The organism is Achromobacter sp. ACM01, from assembly GCF_014851745.1.
Classification (GTDB): Bacteria; Pseudomonadota; Gammaproteobacteria; order Burkholderiales; family Burkholderiaceae_B; genus Achromobacter; species Achromobacter aegrifaciens.
Map to the genome: position 1 here is coordinate 280,360 of NZ_JACVAF010000002.1, position 17,707 is coordinate 298,066.

The following is a 17,707-nucleotide window of genomic DNA, read 5'->3' on the forward strand; positions in this document are numbered from 1 at the left end:
CGGGGTGTCAGCGCGGCGTGCGCTGATGCGGCACCAGCGGCGGCACCGGCTGATCGGCGACCAGCTCCCAGAACGCCGGCAGGAAGCACTCGGCCACCAGCAGCGGCTGGCCCTGGCGCCAGAACACCGAGCGGCGCGCCCAGATGCGTCCGCCATCGCGGTCGCGCTGGCCGGCCGGCAATACGCCCAGCGCGGTGGCATGGAACGGCACCGGCGAGGCCAGCCGGCGGCAGGCAAACGGCGAACGCTCGACCGTGCTGTCGTGGTAAAGCATGTCCGCCAATGGCCGGGTCAGGAGGCGGCGCATGCCTTGCCAGGCGCCGTGAGAGGCGCGCAGCGGCGTCAGGCTGCGGGCAGGCACGCTGTCCACGCCATTGACCGACATCAGCACCTCGCGAATCCACACCGGCGTGCCGGGCGCGAGACCCATCGCCCGGGCTTCGTCCGGCGGCGCGCCATCCGCGTATTCGGCCAGCACGCGCAGGCGCACCTGGCCAACCTGGCGCAAACCGGCGGTCAGCGCGCCGGGGCGGAACAGCCAGTGGCGCGGGGCAGGAGGCAGGATGGGAGGCGCGCTGGCCAGCCAGCCTGCGGCAAGGGGAGGGTGGTGTGCTGCGGGTTTGCTCATGGCTGCGTATTATGCCAAGCCGGGCGGGACGACCCAATGCGTCGCAATGACGCAGTGCCGGACTCCCGCCGGAATATCGTCCGGGAAAGCACTTATTGTCCCAGGAACCCGCGTCTCCCTATCATTCGCACACGGTCAACATTGACCTGAATGGCTTGCAGTACCCCGCAGCAATGATTGCTGCCTGAACATACAGTCTTGGCTATAGAAGCCCCCGACTTGCACGCAATGCGTGGTCGGGGGCTTTTTCGTTTTCAATTTCTGAATATGGAGCTCGCATGCAAGCGTCGGAACCGCAACGTTCTCCCGCCGCCGTGACCTGGGTGGCCAGCGTGCAGATGGAGCCCGCGATCGGCGAAACCGCCGCCAACATCGCGCGTTCCATCGAACTGGTGGAGCAGGCCGCGGCCCAGGGCGCGCGGCTGGTGGTGCTGCCTGAACTGGCCAACACGGGATATATGTTCGAGAGCCGCGAGGAGGCCTACGCCCTGGCTGAACCAGTGCCGGAAGGCCCGAGCTCGCAGGCGTGGATCGCGTTGGCGCAGCGCCTGGGCATCTATCTGGTGGCGGGCATCGCGGAGCGCGCCGGAGGGCGTCTCTACAACTCCGCACTGGTCGCGGGTCCGGATGGCTATCTGGGGACCTATCGCAAGCTGCATCTGTGGGGCGACGAGAACCTGTATTTCGAGGCGGGCGACCTGGGATTGCCGGTGTTCGATACCGAGCTGGGCCGCATCGGCGTGGCCATCTGCTACGACGGCTGGTTTCCCGAAGTCTACCGGCTGCTGGCGGTGCGCGGCGCGGACATCGTGGCGGTGCCGACCAATTGGGTGCCGATGCCGGGGCAGACCCGCGACGGACCGGTCATGGCCCATGCGCTGACCATGAGCGGCGCCCACAGCAACGGCTTGACAGTGGTGTGCGCGGACCGCGTCGGCACCGAGCGCGGCCAGCCCTTCGTGGGCCGCAGCCTGATCGTGGGGTCCCAGGGCTGGACGGCGGCGGGACCCGCCAGCATCGACCAGGAGGAGGTGCTGCTGGCGCCCATAGACCTGAAGGCGTCGCGCCGTGCGCGCCAGTTGAACGATTTCAACCATGTGCTGCGCGACAGGCGCCGCGACATCTATGACGAGCAGTTGGGCGCCGCCGCAGGCCCGCGGCAACGCTGAACGACGGTCCACGGCCGTACCCCCCCAAGGAGAAAACCCATGAAGAGCCTATTGAATAGCTGCCGGATCCGACTGTCGTTTGTCGCACTGCTGGCTGGCGCCGCCAGCGCGCACGCGGCCGAACCGCTGCGCATCGGCGTGCCCGTCGGCCTGTCCGGCGCCAACAGCGTGGTCGCGCCGGGCGTGGTGCAGGCCTCGCAACTGGCGGCCGACGAGATCAATGCGGCCGGCGGCATCCTCGGCCGCCAGATCGTGCTGGAGATCGCCGACGATGCCTCGGGCGCGGTCGGGGCGCAGAAGGCCTACGACACCCTGGTGTTCCAGAAGAAGGTCGATGCCATCATCGCCATGGAAACCAGCGCGGCGCGCAACGCCGCGCTGCCCATCGTGTCGCGCGGCAAGGTGCCCTATATCTACACGTCATTCTATGAAGGGCGGTCGTGCAACCGCTGGCTGCACGTGAACGGCTGGGTGCCGGAACAGCAGGTCGCGCCGGTGGTGGACCACTTCATGCAGGACCGCAAGGCCAAGACCTTCTTCCTGGTGGGCAGCGACTACGCCTTCGGCCGCGGCATGCTCAAGTTCACGCGGGAATACATCGAAAAGCAGGGCGGACGCGTGGTGGGAGAAGAGTACCTGCCGATCGACGGTTCCGACTGGACGCCGGTGGTCTCCAAGATACGCTCGGCCAACCCGGACGCGCTGATCAGCTCGACGGCGGGCGGCGGGCCCAACGTCAGCCTGGCCAAGCAGGTCAAGGCTGCTGGCCTGGCCATGCCCTACGGCAATCTGGCGATCGACGAAGGCACGGCCAAGACCATGGGCGACACGGCAGTGGGCATGTACATGTCGGCCTCGTACCTGACCAGCATCGACACGCCGCAGAACCGCAAATTCCTGGACGCCCTGAAGGCGAAGTTCGGCAACGACGCCAAGACCGCCAACGAATTCTCCGCGCCGCAGTATGAAGCCTTCTACCTGTACAAGGCGGCCGTCGAAAAGGCTGGCGGCACCGATGCGCCCAAGGTGGTGCAGGCGTTGAGCGCGGTCACGTTCGATGGCCCGCGCGGCCCGGTGACCATGGACCGCCAGCGCCACGCGGCGCTGACCATGCGCCTGGGGCAGGTGCAGCAGGACGGTTCCATCAAGATCCTGCAAACCTTCGACAAGGTCGACCCGGGCGCGCAGTGTCCGGACCTGAAGTGACGGCCATGCCATGACAAGCGCCGCCGGTCCTGCCGGCGGCGCCGGAGAGCGATATGGGTTTGCTGCTGGACATCCTGAGCACGGCCGCCATGCTGTTCATCGTGACGGCCGGGCTGATGATCATCTTCGGCGTGATGAAGATCGTCAACTTCGCGCACGGCGCGATTCTTACGCTGGGCAGCTACGCCAGCCTGGTGGTGACGCAACTGGGGCTGAATCCCTGGCTGGCGCTGCCGTTCGCGTTGGCGGTCGGCGTGCTGGTGGGCATGGGCGTGGAACGGCTGATCGTGCAGCCGCTGTACAAGCGGCCGCTGGACGCCATCCTGGCCACCTGGGGACTGGGCATCGTGATCGGCCAGCTCATCACCATGGCCTTCGGGCGCGAAGTGAAGTTCGCCGATTCGCCCATCCACGGCGCCGTGTCCTTTCTTGGGACGGAGTATTCGGCATACCGCCTGTTCCTGGTGCCGGCGGCATTGCTGATGTATGCCGCGATGACCCTGCTGCTCAGCGGCACGCGCTTTGGCGTGCGGACCCGGGCGGTCATCATGAACGAGGATCTGGCGCGCGGCCTGGGCATCAACGCCGAGCGCATCCGCTTCACCACATTCGGCCTGGGCGCGGGGCTGGGCGCGCTGGCCGGCGCGCTGATCACGCCCCTGTCCAGCGTCGACCCGAACATGGGGCTGCCGTGGCTGGTCAGCGCCTTCATGCTGGTCATGGTGTCGGGCCATTCGATCACCGCGCTGCTGCTGACCTGCCTGCTCTATGGCGCCTGCCAGGTGCTGGTGAGCGTCTACGTCAGCCCGATCCTGGGCGGCGTCACCATCGCCGTCCTGGCCGCGCTGACGCTGCGTCTGCGTCCTCAAGGATTCGCCCATGATTGACCGCGCATTGATCCCTCAAACGCTGGCTGGCGCCGCTGACGACGCCTCGGCGCAAAAGACCGCGCGCAGCCGCAGCCTGCTGGGCCTGGCCGGGCTTTGCCTGGTCCTGACCGCGGCGGGTCCCTGGCTGTTCGACACCTATTTGCTGAACGTGCTGATCAAGGCGCTGTTCTTCGCCGTGGCGGCGGTCACCGTGGACGTGCTGTGGGGCTACACCGGCTACCTGACTTTCGGCCAGTCCGCCTTTTTCGGGGTGGGCGCGTACGCCGCGGGCCTGGCCTTCACGCACTACGGATTCTCGCCCGCGATCGCCGCGCTGGCTGCCTTGGCCGCGGTGGGCGCCGCGGCGCTGCTGGCGCTGGTGACGGGCTGGCTGTCGTTCTACCGTGGGGCCTCGCCATTCTTCGCCACGGTGATTTCGCTGGTGCTGCCCATCGTGCTGATGCAGCTGGTGCTGTCCGGCGGCACCTACACCGGCTCTTCATCCGGCCTGACGGGCTACGAAACCTTCGACCTGTCGCTGGAGGCCTGGTACGTGATCGCGGCAGGCGGCCTGTCGGCGGTGGCGCTGCTGGCCTGGGTGGTGGTGCGCAGCGACGGCGGCCGCGTCCTGGTGGCGCTGCGCGACAACGAGGCGCGGTGCAGCTACCTCGGGTTGAACACCGCCCATTGGCGCATCGCGTTGCTGGTGGCCTGCGGCGCGGTGGCAGGCCTGGCGGGCTTCGGCTATGGCGCGTTCAGCGGCGTGGTGGCGCCGGAGCTGACGGGCTTCGTCTTCGGCACGGAACTGATCATCTGGGTCGCGCTGGGTGGGCGCGGCACCATCTGGGGGCCGGTGCTGGGAGCCATCCTCATCAACGTCGCGGGCTCCTATCTCAGCGGCAACATGCCGTTCGTCTGGCAACTGCTGCTGGGCGTGACCTTTGTGCTGGTGATCCTGCTGCTGCCGCGCGGGCTGCTTCCCCTGCTGACCGCGCCATGGCGCGCAAGGGCAGGGCGCGCGGCCATGCCCGCGCTGGGCGAGCGCGTCGTCCCTGTGCGGCAGGCCGGCGGCGCGGCCCAGGCCTTGAGCCTGGCGGGCGTGTCCAAGCACTTCGGGAGCCTGAAGGTGCTGGAAGGCATAGACCTGCAAGCCCGCGGCGGCGAACTGCTGGGGCTGATCGGCCCCAACGGCGCCGGCAAGACTACGCTGATGCGCTGTATCGCGGACGGCGCCGAACGTTCCCAGGGCAGGCTGGAACTCTATGGCCACGAAGTGCTGCGGCGCGATGGTCCTGAACAATGCGTGCGCCACGGACTGGGCCGCAAGTTCCAGAACGCCAACGTGTTCGACACGCTGACGGTGGCCGAAAGCCTGCGCATCGCGACCACGCTGCGCGAACGGCCGTCTTGGTGGCGCCGATCTTCCACGCTGGATCTGCCGCCCTATGCGCTTGAAACGTTGCGCGTGACCGGCCTGGACCAGTGCCTGGACCGTGTGGCGCGCGACCTGTCGCACGGACAGCAGCAGGCGCTGGAACTGGCGATGGTGCTGGCGCTGGAACCGGGCATCGTGCTGCTGGACGAGCCGACGGCCGGGCTGAGCAAGGCCGAACGCCTGCAGATCGGCCACGTGCTGTCGTCCCTGGCGCACCGTTATGGCCTGTGCTGCCTGCTGGTGGAACATGACCTGGATTTCGTCAAAGAGATCGCAACGCGCATCGTGGTCCTGCACCAGGGCCGCATCGTCATGGACGGAGGATTCCGCGAGGTCGTGGAATCCGAACTGGTGCGCACCATTTACGCCGGCAGCGCGCCGGCCGCGCAAGGAGCAGGGCAATGACGAGCATCGCAGCGCCGGCGTTGCACATGGAAGCGGTATCCAGCGGCTACAAGAGGGCCATGGTGCTGCATGACGTGTCGCTCACGGTCGAGCGCGGCGCCTGCGTCGCGCTGCTGGGCAAGAATGGCATGGGTAAGAGCACCTTGCTCAAGACCGTCATGGGCTATCTGCCCAAGCAGCGCGGGCGGGTCAGCGTGGGCGGAGTCGACGCCACCCGGCTGCGGCCGCACGAAGTGGCGCGTTGCGGCGTGGCCTACGCCGCCCAGGAACAGCCGCTGTTTCCCGACCTGAGCATCCGCGACAACCTGCGCCTGGGGCTGCCGCGCGACCAACTCTTCGACGAACGCTTCGCCGAGATCGCGGAGCTGTTTCCGGTGTTCACGAGCCGCCTGCGCCAGCACGCCGGCACCCTGTCGGGCGGAGAGCAGAAAATGCTGCTGGTGGCGCGCGGCCTGATGCAGCGGCCCGCGCTGCTGCTGTTGGACGAGATTACGGAAGGGCTGCAGCCCTCGGTGATCGAGCGCCTGGGCCGCGCGCTGAACTGGGAACGCGAGCAGCATGGCACGACGATGTTCATCGTGGAGCAGAACGTGGCGTTCGCGCTGGACGTGGCCGATCGCTACCTGGTGCTCAAGCAGGGCAGCATCGTCGATGAAGGCGAGGCTGGCGCGCCAGAGGCGGCGGGCAATATCATTGCTCATCTGAAAGTATGAAGGCCACGCGGCCCGGATTCGCCATGACGCACACGCGCACTACCCGTTCAAGGATTCCCTCATGAGTACGCCCCAGGACAAGCACGCAGAGCGGCCGGGCTGGCGCATCGGCGTGCTTTATTCGCGCAGCGGCGTCACCGGAACCACGGAATCGCAGCACTTCTTCGGCACGGTACTGGCGGTGGAAGAGATCAACGAACTGGGCGGCGTTCTGGGGCGGCCGCTGGCGCCGGTGGTGTACGACCCGCGCAGCGACGCCGAAGAGTACCGCCGGCTGGCGGCCAGGCTGCTGCTGGACGACGAGGTCAGCGTCATCTTTGGCGGCTGCACCTCGCACTGCCGCAAGGCCATGCTGCCGGTGGTGGAGCGCAGCAATTCCCTGCTGTGGTACGGCTCGGTCTACGAAGGCTTCGAGTATTCGCCCAACGTCATCTATACCGGCGCGGCGCCGAACCAGGGCAGCATGCAGCTGGCTGCATACCTGATCCAGAACTGCGGTTCGCGCATCTTCCTGGTGGGCGCGGACTATATCTACCCGCGCGAGACCAACCGCATCATGCGCGAGACGGTCGAGGAGCATGGCGGCGAGATCCTGGATGAAACCTATCTGCCGCTGGGCTGCGACGACAGCGAGATCAACGACGTGGTGGCGGACATCCGCCGCATCCAGCCCGACGTGGTGTTTTCCACCTTGATCGGCTCCGATGCGCAGCGCTTCTACCAGCGCTACCACGAGGCTTGCCAGGCCGAGGGCGCAGCCACCGCGCACATCCCCATCGCCAGCCTGACCATGGCGGAGTCGGAGGTGGCGGAGATCGGACCGCGGCGCTGCGTGGGCCACATCACCGCTGCGACCTATTTCAATACGGTGGATACGCCCGCCAACGCGCATTTCCTGGAACGCTGGCGCGCCCGCTTCGGCGACCATCCCGCCAGCGTCTATGCCGAGACCTGCTATAGCCAGATGCACCTGTTCGCACGTGCCTTGCAGCGCGTGGGCAGCATGGACACCCGCAAACTGGTGCAGGCGGTGCATCAGGTGCAGTTCGACGCGCCGGACGGGCAGATGTCCGTGCTGGCGGAAAACAACCATAGCGTGCTGACGCCGCGCATAGGCGTGTGCCGCGAGGACGGTCGCTTCGACATCGTCTGGGAAAGCGACGAACCCGTGAAGCCGGACCCGTACCTCACCGCGTTCGGCCTGGACGAGTTCTGGTTGAAATAGCCATGGACCATAGCCTACGCCGCCTCTACGAGGACCTGCGCAGCGTGGCCGTCGCCGTGGTGTATCCGCCCGGCGAGGACCGCGACCTGCTGGTCGAACAGCTCAAGCGCATCGGTTGCCGCATCCATCTGCACTGGCCGTTTCCGGATGGCCCGCCCGCAGGGGTGGACGTCATCTTCTTCCAGGTATCGCAATGCGGCCGCAACAGCGCCGCCTGGACGGCCAGCGAGGTCGAGGCCACCCTGATCGCCTTGTCCGAGTACGAAACCCCGACCACGCTGAAGCAATTGCTAAAGACCAATGCGCACGGCGTGCTGACGCGGCCGTTCCGCTCGGCGGGCGTGCTCAGCACGCTGGTGCTGGCGCGTTCGGCCAAGCAGTTCCAGAGCCGCCAGCAGTCCAAGATCAACAAGCTGGAAAGCACGATCAAGGCGCGACGCGTCATCGAGAAGGCCATCCGCGTGCTGATGGACCACCAGCGCCTGGACGAGCGCGCCGCCTATGAGCACATGCGTACCCGGGCGACGGGCCTGCGCGTAAGCGTCGCGGAAGTGGCCGCGATGATCGTCGAGGCCAGCGAGGCCATGGAAAAGCTTGGCCTGGGGGCCTTGCGCCCGGGGCCGTCCCAGAACAACTGAACACACGGAATGCGTATGCAGAGGAGCCGGACAATGAAGGTCATGATCGCCCGCCTGAACCACGAGACCAACACGTTCTCGCCGGTGCCCACGCCGCTGTCCGCGTTCGGCAATGACGGTCCCGCCTTCGGCGCCCAGGCTTATGCCGAGAACAAGGGCAAGCGCACGGCCATGTCGGCCTTCATCGATATTGCCGAGGCCAACGGCGCGACCGTGGTCACGCCGGTTTCCGCGACTGCCTACCCCAGCGGCCCGGTGTCGGCGGATGCCTACAGCCGACTGTGCGACGCGATCGTGGCCGGCGCGCAGGGCTGTGGCGCCATCCTGCTCGATCTGCATGGCGCGATGGTGGCCGAGACCACCGACGATGGCGAGGGCGACTTGTTGGAGCGCCTGCGGCGGCGCACGCCGGACGTGCCCATCGCCGTGGCGCTGGATCTGCACGGCAATGTCACGCCCAAGATGATGGCCAACGCCGACGTGGTCGTCAGCTTCAAGACCTACCCGCATGTGGACATGTACGAGACCGGGGAGCACGCGGGCCGTATCCTGTATGACTGGCTCAACGGCGGTCCGCGCCCGGTCATGGCTTGGCGCCGCCTGCCGCTGATGACGCACACCCTGCGCAGCGCCACGGCCCAGGGCGCCATGCTCCGTGCGGTGCAGGCGGCTCGGCGCGCGGAAGCGGACGGCATGCTGGGCGTCTCCGTGCTGGCGGGCTTCGCCCTGGCTGACATCCCCAACCCATGCCTGAGCGTGGTCGTGGTGGGCTCCGGGCCGCAGGAGCAGGCGGAACGGGTCGCAAGCGAAATGGCGCAGGCCATCTGGGCCGAGCGCGACGGTTACTTCTACGACAGCGAACCCCTGGGCGAGTCGCTGGCCCGCGCGGCGCAACTGGCCCATGGCGCGGACAAGCCCGTGCTTCTGCTGGATCATGGCGACAACTGCATGTCCGGCGGCACCTGCGACACCATGGAGGTGCTGACAGCCGCGGTCGACGCCGGCCTGACGGGCATCATTGCGGGCCTGTACTGTGACCCCGAGGCCGTCGCCGCGCTGATCGCGGCGGGCGAGGGCGCGCAGGTGGAGCTGGCGGTGGGCAACAAACGGCCGATTCCGGCCATCGGCCGCCCGGCGGCGCCCGTGTTGCTGCGCGGGGTGGTCCGCGCCGTGACCGGCGGCGAATATGTCATTACCGGTCCGACGTACACGGGGCAGACGGCATGCATGGGCCGCAGCGCGGTGCTGGACATAGGCGCTGCGCAATTGGTGATCACCGAGAGAACGCACGAGCCCTGGGACCTGGGCGTGTTCGAGAGCATGGGGCTGGACCCCCGCCGGGCGCGCTTCGTGCTGGTGAAGTCGCGCATGTATTGCCGCCCTGTGTTCGAACCTATCTCCCAGGCGCTGGTGGAATGCGCCAGCGCGGGCGTCACGAGCTCGGACTTCGCGCTGTTTCCCTATCAGCGGCGCAGCCGGCCGCTCCATCCGCTGGATCCGATGGCGCCGTCGGACTACGACCCCGCGGCATGAAGAGTGTGGCGCATGGCGTCCGCATACAATACCGGCCATGGAAAAAGTACGTATCTCCAAGCTCATGTCCGAGCGTGGGCTGTGTTCGCGCCGCGAGGCCGACACCTATATCGAGCGCGGCTGGGTCCGCGTGGACGGCGCCGTCGTGTCCGAACTGGGCGCGCGGGCCTACCCTGACCAGGTCATCACCCTGGAACGCGCCGCGCAGGCGCGCCAGACCTCGCGCGTCACCATCCTGATCAACAAACCCGTGGGCTACGTCTCGGGCCAGGCGGAAAAGGGCTACACGCCCGCCGTGGCCCTGATCGACTCCCGCTCCCGCTTTGCGGGCGACCGCGCGCCGCAGCGTTTCGAGCGTTCGCACCTGGACGGGCTGGCCGTTGCCGGCCGCCTGGACATCGATTCCCAAGGCCTGCTGGTGCTGACCCAGGACGGCCGCATCGCCAAGCACCTGATCGGCGAAGATTCCAGCGTGGACAAGGAATACCTGGTGCGGGTGCAGGGCAACCTGTCCGACAACGGGCTGGCGCTGCTGAACCATGGTCTGTCCCTGGACGGCAAGGCGCTCAAGCCGGCGCAGGTGCGTTGGCAGAACAGCGACCAGCTGCGTTTCGTGCTGCGGGAAGGCAAAAAACGGCAGATCCGGCGCATGTGCGAACTGGTCGGCCTGAAGGTAATCGGCCTGAAACGCGTGCGCATCGGACGCGTGTCGCTAGGCGACCTGCCGCTGGGCCAATGGCGCTACCTGCGTGAAGACGAGCGCTTCTGATTGGTCGAATTGACCGACAGGTGTTGTCGGCCAGTCCTAAATTTTTCAGTCTGTTTCCGGCTTCCGTTTATTTCATGAAAGCGGGAGTATTCTTCGCTTGCCCGACGTCGCCCAGGCGCTCCATCAGGAATTCGATGAAGATCCGGGTCTTGGCGGGCAGCAGCCGTGTCTCCGTCACCGCGTAGACCGGGAACGGACCCAGTTGCCAGTCGGGCAGCACTCGCTGCAATTGGCCGGACTGCTGTTCGGCCAACTGGTCGCCCAACAGCACCACGATGCCCGCGCCCAGCAGGGCCAGGCGCCGGGCCATGGCGACGCCGTTGACGGAAAAGCGGTTGCCGGGCGTGAATTCGATGTGCTGCTGGCCGTCGGTCAGGGGCCAGCGGGTCACCTGCCCGGCGCCCTTGGCGCGGAACTCTATGCACTCGTGGCGGGTCAAGTCGCTGGGATGCCGCGGTTCGCCGTGCTTCTCCAGGTATTCGCGCGAGGCGTACAACTGGGCCGGCAGCATGCCCAAGAGCCTCGCAATCTGTGACGAATCGGGCAGTTCGCCGATTTCGATCGAAACATCGCAGGTCTGGAACACGCGCTGCGCGTGGTCCGGGTTGGCCAGGTCCAGGAAAAACGTGACGTCGGGGTAGCGGCGGGAAAATTCCATGAACGATTCAGCCAGGAAGTCCGTGCCGAAATCCGCGGGCATGTTCACCCGCAGCGGCCCGGCCGGCGTATCGACCAGCTTCTGCAGTTCCTCATGGGCGATCTGCGCCTCGGCCACGATGCGCTGGCAGCGGTCGAAGTACAGCCGGCCCGCGTCGGTCAGTTCGACCTTGCGCGTGGTGCGGCTGAGCAGCCGCAAGCCGACGGAGCGCTCCAGCTCGGCCACCTGGCGGGACAGTGTCGATTTCGGCACGCCGAGCATCGCCGCCGCGCGGCTGAAGCTGCGTGTTTTGGCGACTTCGACGAATAGTTCCATGCCTTGCAAGCGTTTCATGGCGGAATTTTGTCATATTCAACGGTAAAGCCATTGTCCCATAAATGGAATGATGTTTTCTCAACATGCCTCTTTGTTTCTGGGGCGGGATAACGCAGAATGCGAGTTCTGCAATGCAGCAATGCGACAAAGCCCAGCCTGCGTGTTCGAGGCAAATCCACCCAATCGATGCGCACGGAACGCTCATTACGCGATCCGGGGCGGGCTTTTTTTTTGTTGAAATCGGGAATGCAATCTATGGATAAGAAAAGCGCTATGTGGCGCAGCGCGGCAGTCGTCACGCTGACGGCATCGGCCCTCACGCTGGCCGCTTGCGGCAAGAAGCAAGACGCTCCCCAGGCGGGCAAGCCGCAGGTAACGGTCGTGACGCTTGCCACGCAGCCGGTTTCGCTGACCACCGAACTGCCTGGCCGCACCTCGCCGTTCCGCGTGGCCGAAGTGCGTCCCCAGGTCAATGGCATCGTCCAGAAGCGCCTCTTTACCGAAGGCGGCGAGGTCAAGGCGGGCCAGCAGCTCTACCAGATCGATCCCGCCCTCTACCAGGCCAGCCTGGACAGCCAGAAGGCCGCCTTGGCGCGCGCCCAGGCGCAGCAGAAGACGGCCGCGTTGCTGGCCGAACGTTACAAGCCGCTGGTCGCCACTCGCGCCGTCAGCCAGCAGACCTACGACAACGCCGTCGCCTCGCGCGATCAGGCCGCCGCCGACGTGCTGTCGGCCAAGGCGGCGCTGGACACGGCCCGCATCAACCTGGTCTACACCAAGGTGCTGTCGCCTATCGACGGCATCATCGGCCGTTCGGCGGTGACCGAAGGCGCGCTGGTCACGGCCAACCAGACCACGGCCCTGGCCGCGGTGCAGCAGATCGATCCCATCTACGTCGACGTGACCCAATCCAGCGTCCAGCTGCTGCGCCTGCAGAACGCGCTGGCCAGCGGCCTGCTGAAAAAGGCCGATGGCGAGCAGGCCGCGCTGGTGACGCTGACCCTGGAAGACGGCTCGCAGTACAGCCAGCCGGGCAAGCTGCAGTTCTCCGAAGTCACGGTGGACCAGGGCACCGGTTCGGTCACCTTGCGCGCGGTGTTCCCCAATCCGGAACGCCGCCTGTTGCCGGGCATGTTCGTGCGCGCCCGCCTGGCCGACGGCGTCGCCGCCGACGGCCTGCTGGTGCCGCAGCGCGGCGTGACGCGCAACCAGCGCGGCATCCCGACGGCGCTGGTGGTCAACGCCAAGAACCAGGTCGAATTGCGCGAACTGAAGACCGACCGCGCTATCGGCGACAAGTGGCTGGTCACCGACGGCCTGGCCGCCGGCGACAAGGTCATCGTGGAAGGTCTGCAGATGGTGCGTCCGGGGGCTGAAGTCGTCGCCACCGAAGCCAGCGCCGCGCAACCGGCGCAGCAGCCGCAAGCAGCCGCCGCGGCGGCCAAGCAGTAGTAGTCAGGAGCCTTGCATGGCAAAGTTTTTTATCGATAGACCGGTCTTCGCATGGGTGATCGCGATCGTGCTGATGATGGCCGGCGCGCTGTCCATCCTGAAACTGCCGGTTTCCCAATACCCCAACATCGCGCCGCCAGCCATCGGCATCGCGGTGACCTACCCGGGCGCGTCCGCGCAGACCGTGCAGGACACCGTGGTGCAGGTGATCGAGCAGCAGATGAACGGCCTGGACGGCCTGCAGTACATCTCCTCGGAAAGCAACTCCGACGGCAGCATGTCCATCACCCTGACCTTCACGCAGGGCACCAACCCTGATACCGCGCAGGTCCAGGTGCAGAACAAGCTGTCGTTGGCGCAGCCGCTCCTGCCGCAGGAAGTGCAGCAGCAGGGCATCCGCGTCACCAAGGCCACCAAGAACTTCCTGATCGTGGCGGGCTTCGTGTCCACCGACGGCTCGATGACCAAGGACGACCTGGCCGACTACGTCGCCTCGTATGTCCAGGATCCCATCAGCCGCACGCAGGGCGTGGGCGACTTCCAGCTGTTCGGCTCGCAGTACGCGATGCGCATCTGGCTGGATCCCGCCAAGCTCGTCAACTACGGCTTGACCACGGTCGACGTCGTGGCGGCGATCAAGGAACAGAACGTGCAGGTGTCGTCCGGCCAGCTGGGCGGCTTGCCATCCGTGCGCGGCCAGCAACTGAACGCGACCATCATCGGGCCTTCGCGCCTGGAAAAGGCGGAAGACTTCGGCCGCATCCTGCTCAAGGTCAACGCCGACGGTTCGCAAGTGCGCCTGGGCGACGTGTCCAGCATCGAGCTGGGCGGCCAGACCTACGCCATCGACAGCTTCTACAACGGCAAGCCGGCCTCGGGCCTGGCGGTCAAGCTGGCGCCGGGCGCCAACGCGCTGGATACGGCCCAGGCGGTGCGCGACACCATCAACAACCTGAAGCCTTACTTCCCGCCGGGCATGGACGTCGTCTATCCGTACGACACCACGCCGTTCGTCAGCCTGTCGATCCATGAGGTGTTCAAGACGCTGATCGAGGCCATCATCCTGGTCTTCCTGGTGATGTACCTGTTCCTGCAGAACTTCCGCGCCACCATCATCCCGACGCTGGCAGTGCCGGTGGTGCTGCTGGGCACGTTCGGCGTGCTGGCGGCGTTCGGCTACTCCATCAACACGCTGACCATGTTCGGCATGGTGCTGGCCATCGGCCTCTTGGTGGACGATGCCATCGTGGTGGTGGAAAACGTCGAGCGCGTGATGGCCGAAGAGGGCTTGTCGCCCAAGCAGGCCACCCGCAAGTCCATGTCGCAGATCACCGGCGCCCTGATCGGCATCGCCATGGTGCTGGCGGCCGTGTTCATTCCCATGGCCTTCTTCGGCGGGTCCACGGGCGTGATCTACCGCCAGTTCTCCATCACCATCGTGTCCTCCATGGTGCTGTCGGTGATCGTGGCCATCGTGTTCACGCCGGCCTTGTGCGCAACCTTGCTCAAGCCCATCCCCAAGGGCCATCATGGCTCGAAGAAGGGCTTTTTCGGCTGGTTCAACCGCACGTTCGAGCGCAGCAGCAACGGCTACGCCAATACCGTCGCGCGCGGCTTGAACCGCAGCAAGCGTCTGATGGTGATCTACCTGGCGCTGGTCCTCGCCATGGGCTGGATGTTCACGCGCATTCCGACCGCGTTCCTGCCGGATGAGGACCAGGGCATTCTGTTCGCCCAGATCCAGACGCCTGCTGGCGCCACGGCGGAAGCCACCAAGGCCGTCATCGACGACGCCACCAAGTACTTGCTGAACGAGGAAAAGGACGCCGTCACCTCGGTGTTCGCGGTCAATGGCTTCAACTTCGGCGGCCGCGGCCAGAACGCGTCCATCCTGTTCATCAAGCTGCGCGACTGGGAAGAACGCGGCGACGCCCGCCTGAAGGCCGGCGCCGTGGCGGCACGGGCCAACGCGCACTTCCGCAAGACCGAGCGCCGCGGGCAATTGTTCGTGGTGCCGCCGCCGTCCGTGATGGAACTGGGCAACGTCACCGGTTTCGACTTCCAGTTGATGGACCGCGCAGGCGTGGGCCACGAGAAGCTGCTTGCCGCGCGCAACCAGTTGCTGGGCGAAGCCGCCAAGAGTCCGGTCCTGCAGGGCGTGCGCCCCAACGGCATCGAAGACGCGCCGCAGTACCAGCTGGACATCGACCGCGAGAAGGCGCGCGCCCTGGGCGTGGCGGTCTCGGACATCAACAGCACGCTGGCCACGGCCTGGGGTTCGTCGTACGTCAACGACTTCATCGACCGCGGCCGCGTGAAGAAGGTGTTCGCGCAGGGCGAGGCGTCGTCGCGCATGCTGCCGGAAGACCTGGACAAATGGTACGTGCGCAACAAGGCGGGCGACATGGTGCCGTTCTCGGCGTTCGCCAAGGCCACCTGGAGCTACGGTCCGCAAAAGCTGAACCGCTACAACGGCGTGCCGTCGTACAACATCCAGGGCCAGGCGGCGCCGGGCTACAGCTCGGGCGCGGCGATGGAAGAAATGGAACGCCTGGCGGGCAAGCTGCCGGTGGGCGTGGGCTTTGAATGGACCGGCCTGTCGTTCGAAGAACGCCTGTCCGGCGCCCAGGCGCCCGCGCTATACGCGATTTCGTTGATCGTGGTGTTCCTGTGCCTGGCGGCGCTGTACGAAAGCTGGACCATCCCGTCGGCGGTGATGCTGGTGGTGCCGTTGGGCATCATCGGGGCCTTGCTCGCCACCATGCTGCGGGGCCTGTCCAACGACGTGTACTTCCAGGTGGGCCTGCTCACAACCATCGGCCTGGCGGCCAAGAACGCGATCCTGATCGTCGAGTTCGCCAAAGAGCACTACGAGCAGGGCGCCAGCCTGACGGAATCGGCCATCCACGCCGCGCGGCAGCGCCTGCGTCCCATCCTGATGACGTCGCTGGCGTTCATCCTGGGCGTGACGCCGCTGGCGATCTCGTCGGGGGCGGGTTCGGGCAGCCAGAACGCCATCGGCACGGGCGTGATCGGCGGCATGCTGACCGGCACCTTCCTGGCCATCTTCTTTGTTCCGGCCTTCTTCGTGATCATGCTGCGCGTCTTCAAGGTCAAGCGCATGAGCGAAAACGTCGACGAGCACGACACCAGCGCCAATGGCACGCAGGGCGTCTCGACGGAGGGCCAACCGCAATGACATTCCCGATGAGAACCTTGCTGTCTGTTTCCCTGGCGGCGGCCCTGGCGGGCTGCTCGCTGGCCCCCACCTACGAACGGCCGGACGCGCCGGTCGACGCGGCCTATCCCACGGGTCCGTCCTACCAGGCGGCCCAGCCGGCCGACGCGGGCGGCCTGATGACGGCCGACATCGGCTGGCGCGATTTCTTCGGCTCGGACCCGCTGCTGCAACAGCTGATCGAGCAGTCGCTGGCCAACAACCGCGACCTGCGCGTGGCGGCCCTGAACGTCGAGGCGGCGCGCGCCCAGTACCGCATCCAGCGCGCCGACCTGATGCCCAGCATCGGCATCGCCGGCCAGGAAACGGCCCAGCGTTCGCCGGCCGATCTGTCGCCCAGCGGCCGCGCCACCACCAGCCACAGCTACCAGGTCGGCGCCGCCATGTCGGCCTGGGAGCTGGATCTGTTCGGCCGCATCCGCAGCCTGAGCGACAAAGCGCTGGAATCCTATCTGGCGCTGGACGAAACCCGCACGGCGACCCAGCTGACGCTGATCGCCGAAGTGGCCAACGCCTACCTGACCCTGCGCGCCGACCAGGAACTCGTCGGCCTGACGCGCGACACGCTCAAGAGCCAGCAGGATTCCTTCAAGCTCACGCAGCAGAGCTACGACCAGGGCTTGTCCACGGCGCTGGACCTGAGCCAGGCGGAAGTGTCGCTGCGCACCGCCGAGCGCAACCTGTCGCAATACACGCGCCAGGCCGCGCAGGACCGCAATGCGCTGGTCCTGCTGGTGGGCCAGCCGCTGTCGCCCGAGCTGACGGCGGCGCTGGATAACGCGGTCAAGCTAGACGATGCCATGCTGCCGACCACCTTGCCCGCCGGTCTGCCGTCGGACCTGCTGGCCCGCCGCCCGGACATCCGCGCGGCCGAGCACCAATTGAAGGGCGCCAACGCCAATATCGGCGCGGCGCGCGCCGCCTTCTTCCCGACCATCAGCCTGACGGGCTCGGCCGGTACCGCCAGCGCCAGCCTGGGCGGGCTGTTCGAAGGCGGCTCGGGCGCCTGGAGCTTCGTGCCCCAGATCACCGTGCCGATCTTCGCGGGCGGCTCGCTGCTTGCCGGCCTGGATCTGGCCAAGGTGCAGAAGAACATCCAGGTCGCGCAGTACGAGAAGTCGATCCAGACGGGTTTCCGCGAAGTGGCGGACGCCCTGGCCGGGCGCGGCACCCTGGACGAGCAGATCCAGGCGCAGCGGCTCCTGGTGGCCGCCAACCAGCGCGCCTACGACGCCTCGGATCAGCGTTTCCGCCAAGGCATCGACGACTACCTGAGCGTGCTGGATTCGCAGCGCTCCCTGTACAGCGCGCAGCAGGCCCTGGTGGACACGCGCCGGGCCAGGCTGTCCAACCTGGTTACGCTGTACAAGGTGCTGGGCGGCGGCTGGACCGAACGCACGGTGACCGCGCAGGCCCAGCAGCAATAAGGGCAGACGGAAAAAAACGGGCCGATC

Annotated in this window: 14 protein-coding genes; 12 read left to right on the forward strand and 2 right to left on the reverse strand. The window is 66.8% G+C overall.

The window, feature by feature from the left end:
* Positions 1-7: 7 nt before the first annotated feature.
* Positions 8-628, reverse strand: coding sequence for a chorismate lyase (locus IB268_RS09745; RefSeq protein WP_119449517.1), 621 nt, complete (start codon positions 626-628; stop codon positions 8-10).
* 278 nt (positions 629-906) lie between these two features.
* On the opposite strand from IB268_RS09745, the gene IB268_RS09750 reads away from it, so the two are divergent.
* The 9 genes from IB268_RS09750 to IB268_RS09790 all read left to right on the forward strand — a co-directional run bounded on the left by IB268_RS09750 (position 907) and on the right by IB268_RS09790 (position 10,590).
* The gene (locus IB268_RS09750; protein WP_054456628.1) at positions 907-1,797 is read left to right on the forward strand and encodes a nitrilase family protein; all 891 of its coding nucleotides are present in this window, start codon (positions 907-909) and stop codon (positions 1,795-1,797) included.
* Between the two features lie 39 nt (positions 1,798-1,836).
* On the forward strand, positions 1,837-3,003 hold the full coding sequence (locus tag IB268_RS09755; RefSeq protein WP_054456629.1) for a substrate-binding protein: 1,167 nt from the start codon (positions 1,837-1,839) through the stop codon (positions 3,001-3,003).
* A 53-nt stretch (positions 3,004-3,056) separates the two neighbouring features.
* Positions 3,057-3,890 carry a branched-chain amino acid ABC transporter permease gene (locus tag IB268_RS09760; protein WP_054456630.1) on the forward strand — a complete coding sequence of 278 codons (834 nt, stop codon included), beginning with the start codon at positions 3,057-3,059 and terminating at the stop codon, positions 3,888-3,890.
* Positions 3,883-5,712 carry an ATP-binding cassette domain-containing protein gene (locus tag IB268_RS09765; RefSeq protein ID WP_192354168.1) on the forward strand — a complete coding sequence of 610 codons (1,830 nt, stop codon included), beginning with the start codon at positions 3,883-3,885 and terminating at the stop codon, positions 5,710-5,712. The genes IB268_RS09760 and IB268_RS09765 overlap by 8 nt, the downstream gene beginning before the upstream one ends.
* Positions 5,709-6,425 carry an ABC transporter ATP-binding protein gene (locus IB268_RS09770; RefSeq protein WP_192354169.1) on the forward strand — a complete coding sequence of 239 codons (717 nt, stop codon included), beginning with the start codon at positions 5,709-5,711 and terminating at the stop codon, positions 6,423-6,425. Before IB268_RS09765 ends, IB268_RS09770 begins: the two co-directional genes overlap by 4 nt.
* Before the next feature lie 61 nt (positions 6,426-6,486).
* On the forward strand, positions 6,487-7,650 hold the full coding sequence (locus tag IB268_RS09775; protein ID WP_054456632.1) for a transporter substrate-binding domain-containing protein: 1,164 nt from the start codon (positions 6,487-6,489) through the stop codon (positions 7,648-7,650).
* A gap of 2 nt (positions 7,651-7,652) precedes the next feature.
* Positions 7,653-8,288: an ANTAR domain-containing response regulator gene (locus IB268_RS09780; RefSeq protein ID WP_054456633.1), complete on the forward strand. Its 636-nt coding sequence runs from the start codon at positions 7,653-7,655 to the stop codon at positions 8,286-8,288.
* Positions 8,289-8,321: 33 nt separating this feature from the next.
* Complete coding sequence (locus IB268_RS09785; protein WP_192354170.1) at positions 8,322-9,821, forward strand: M81 family metallopeptidase; 1,500 nt, start codon at positions 8,322-8,324, stop codon at positions 9,819-9,821.
* A 37-nt stretch (positions 9,822-9,858) separates the two neighbouring features.
* Positions 9,859-10,590 carry a pseudouridine synthase gene (locus IB268_RS09790; RefSeq protein WP_054456635.1) on the forward strand — a complete coding sequence of 244 codons (732 nt, stop codon included), beginning with the start codon at positions 9,859-9,861 and terminating at the stop codon, positions 10,588-10,590.
* Between the two features lie 67 nt (positions 10,591-10,657).
* Here IB268_RS09790 and IB268_RS09795 read toward each other — a convergent pair whose 3' ends face one another.
* Complete coding sequence (locus tag IB268_RS09795; RefSeq protein WP_054456859.1) at positions 10,658-11,563, reverse strand: LysR family transcriptional regulator; 906 nt, start codon at positions 11,561-11,563, stop codon at positions 10,658-10,660.
* Positions 11,564-11,818: 255 nt separating this feature from the next.
* Between IB268_RS09795 and IB268_RS09800 the strand changes: the two genes are divergently transcribed.
* The 3 genes from IB268_RS09800 to adeC are packed head-to-tail and all read left to right on the forward strand — an operon-like array spanning position 11,819 to position 17,680.
* Entirely contained in the window at positions 11,819-13,015 is a 1,197-nt protein-coding gene (locus IB268_RS09800; RefSeq protein ID WP_054456636.1) for an efflux RND transporter periplasmic adaptor subunit, read from the forward strand.
* 16 nt (positions 13,016-13,031) lie between these two features.
* On the forward strand, positions 13,032-16,214 hold the full coding sequence (locus IB268_RS09805) for an efflux RND transporter permease subunit (RefSeq protein WP_054456637.1): 3,183 nt from the start codon (positions 13,032-13,034) through the stop codon (positions 16,212-16,214).
* Positions 16,211-17,680: an AdeC/AdeK/OprM family multidrug efflux complex outer membrane factor gene (gene adeC, locus IB268_RS09810; RefSeq protein WP_054456638.1), complete on the forward strand. Its 1,470-nt coding sequence runs from the start codon at positions 16,211-16,213 to the stop codon at positions 17,678-17,680. Before IB268_RS09805 ends, adeC begins: the two co-directional genes overlap by 4 nt.
* The last annotated feature ends 27 nt before the right edge of the window (positions 17,681-17,707 follow it).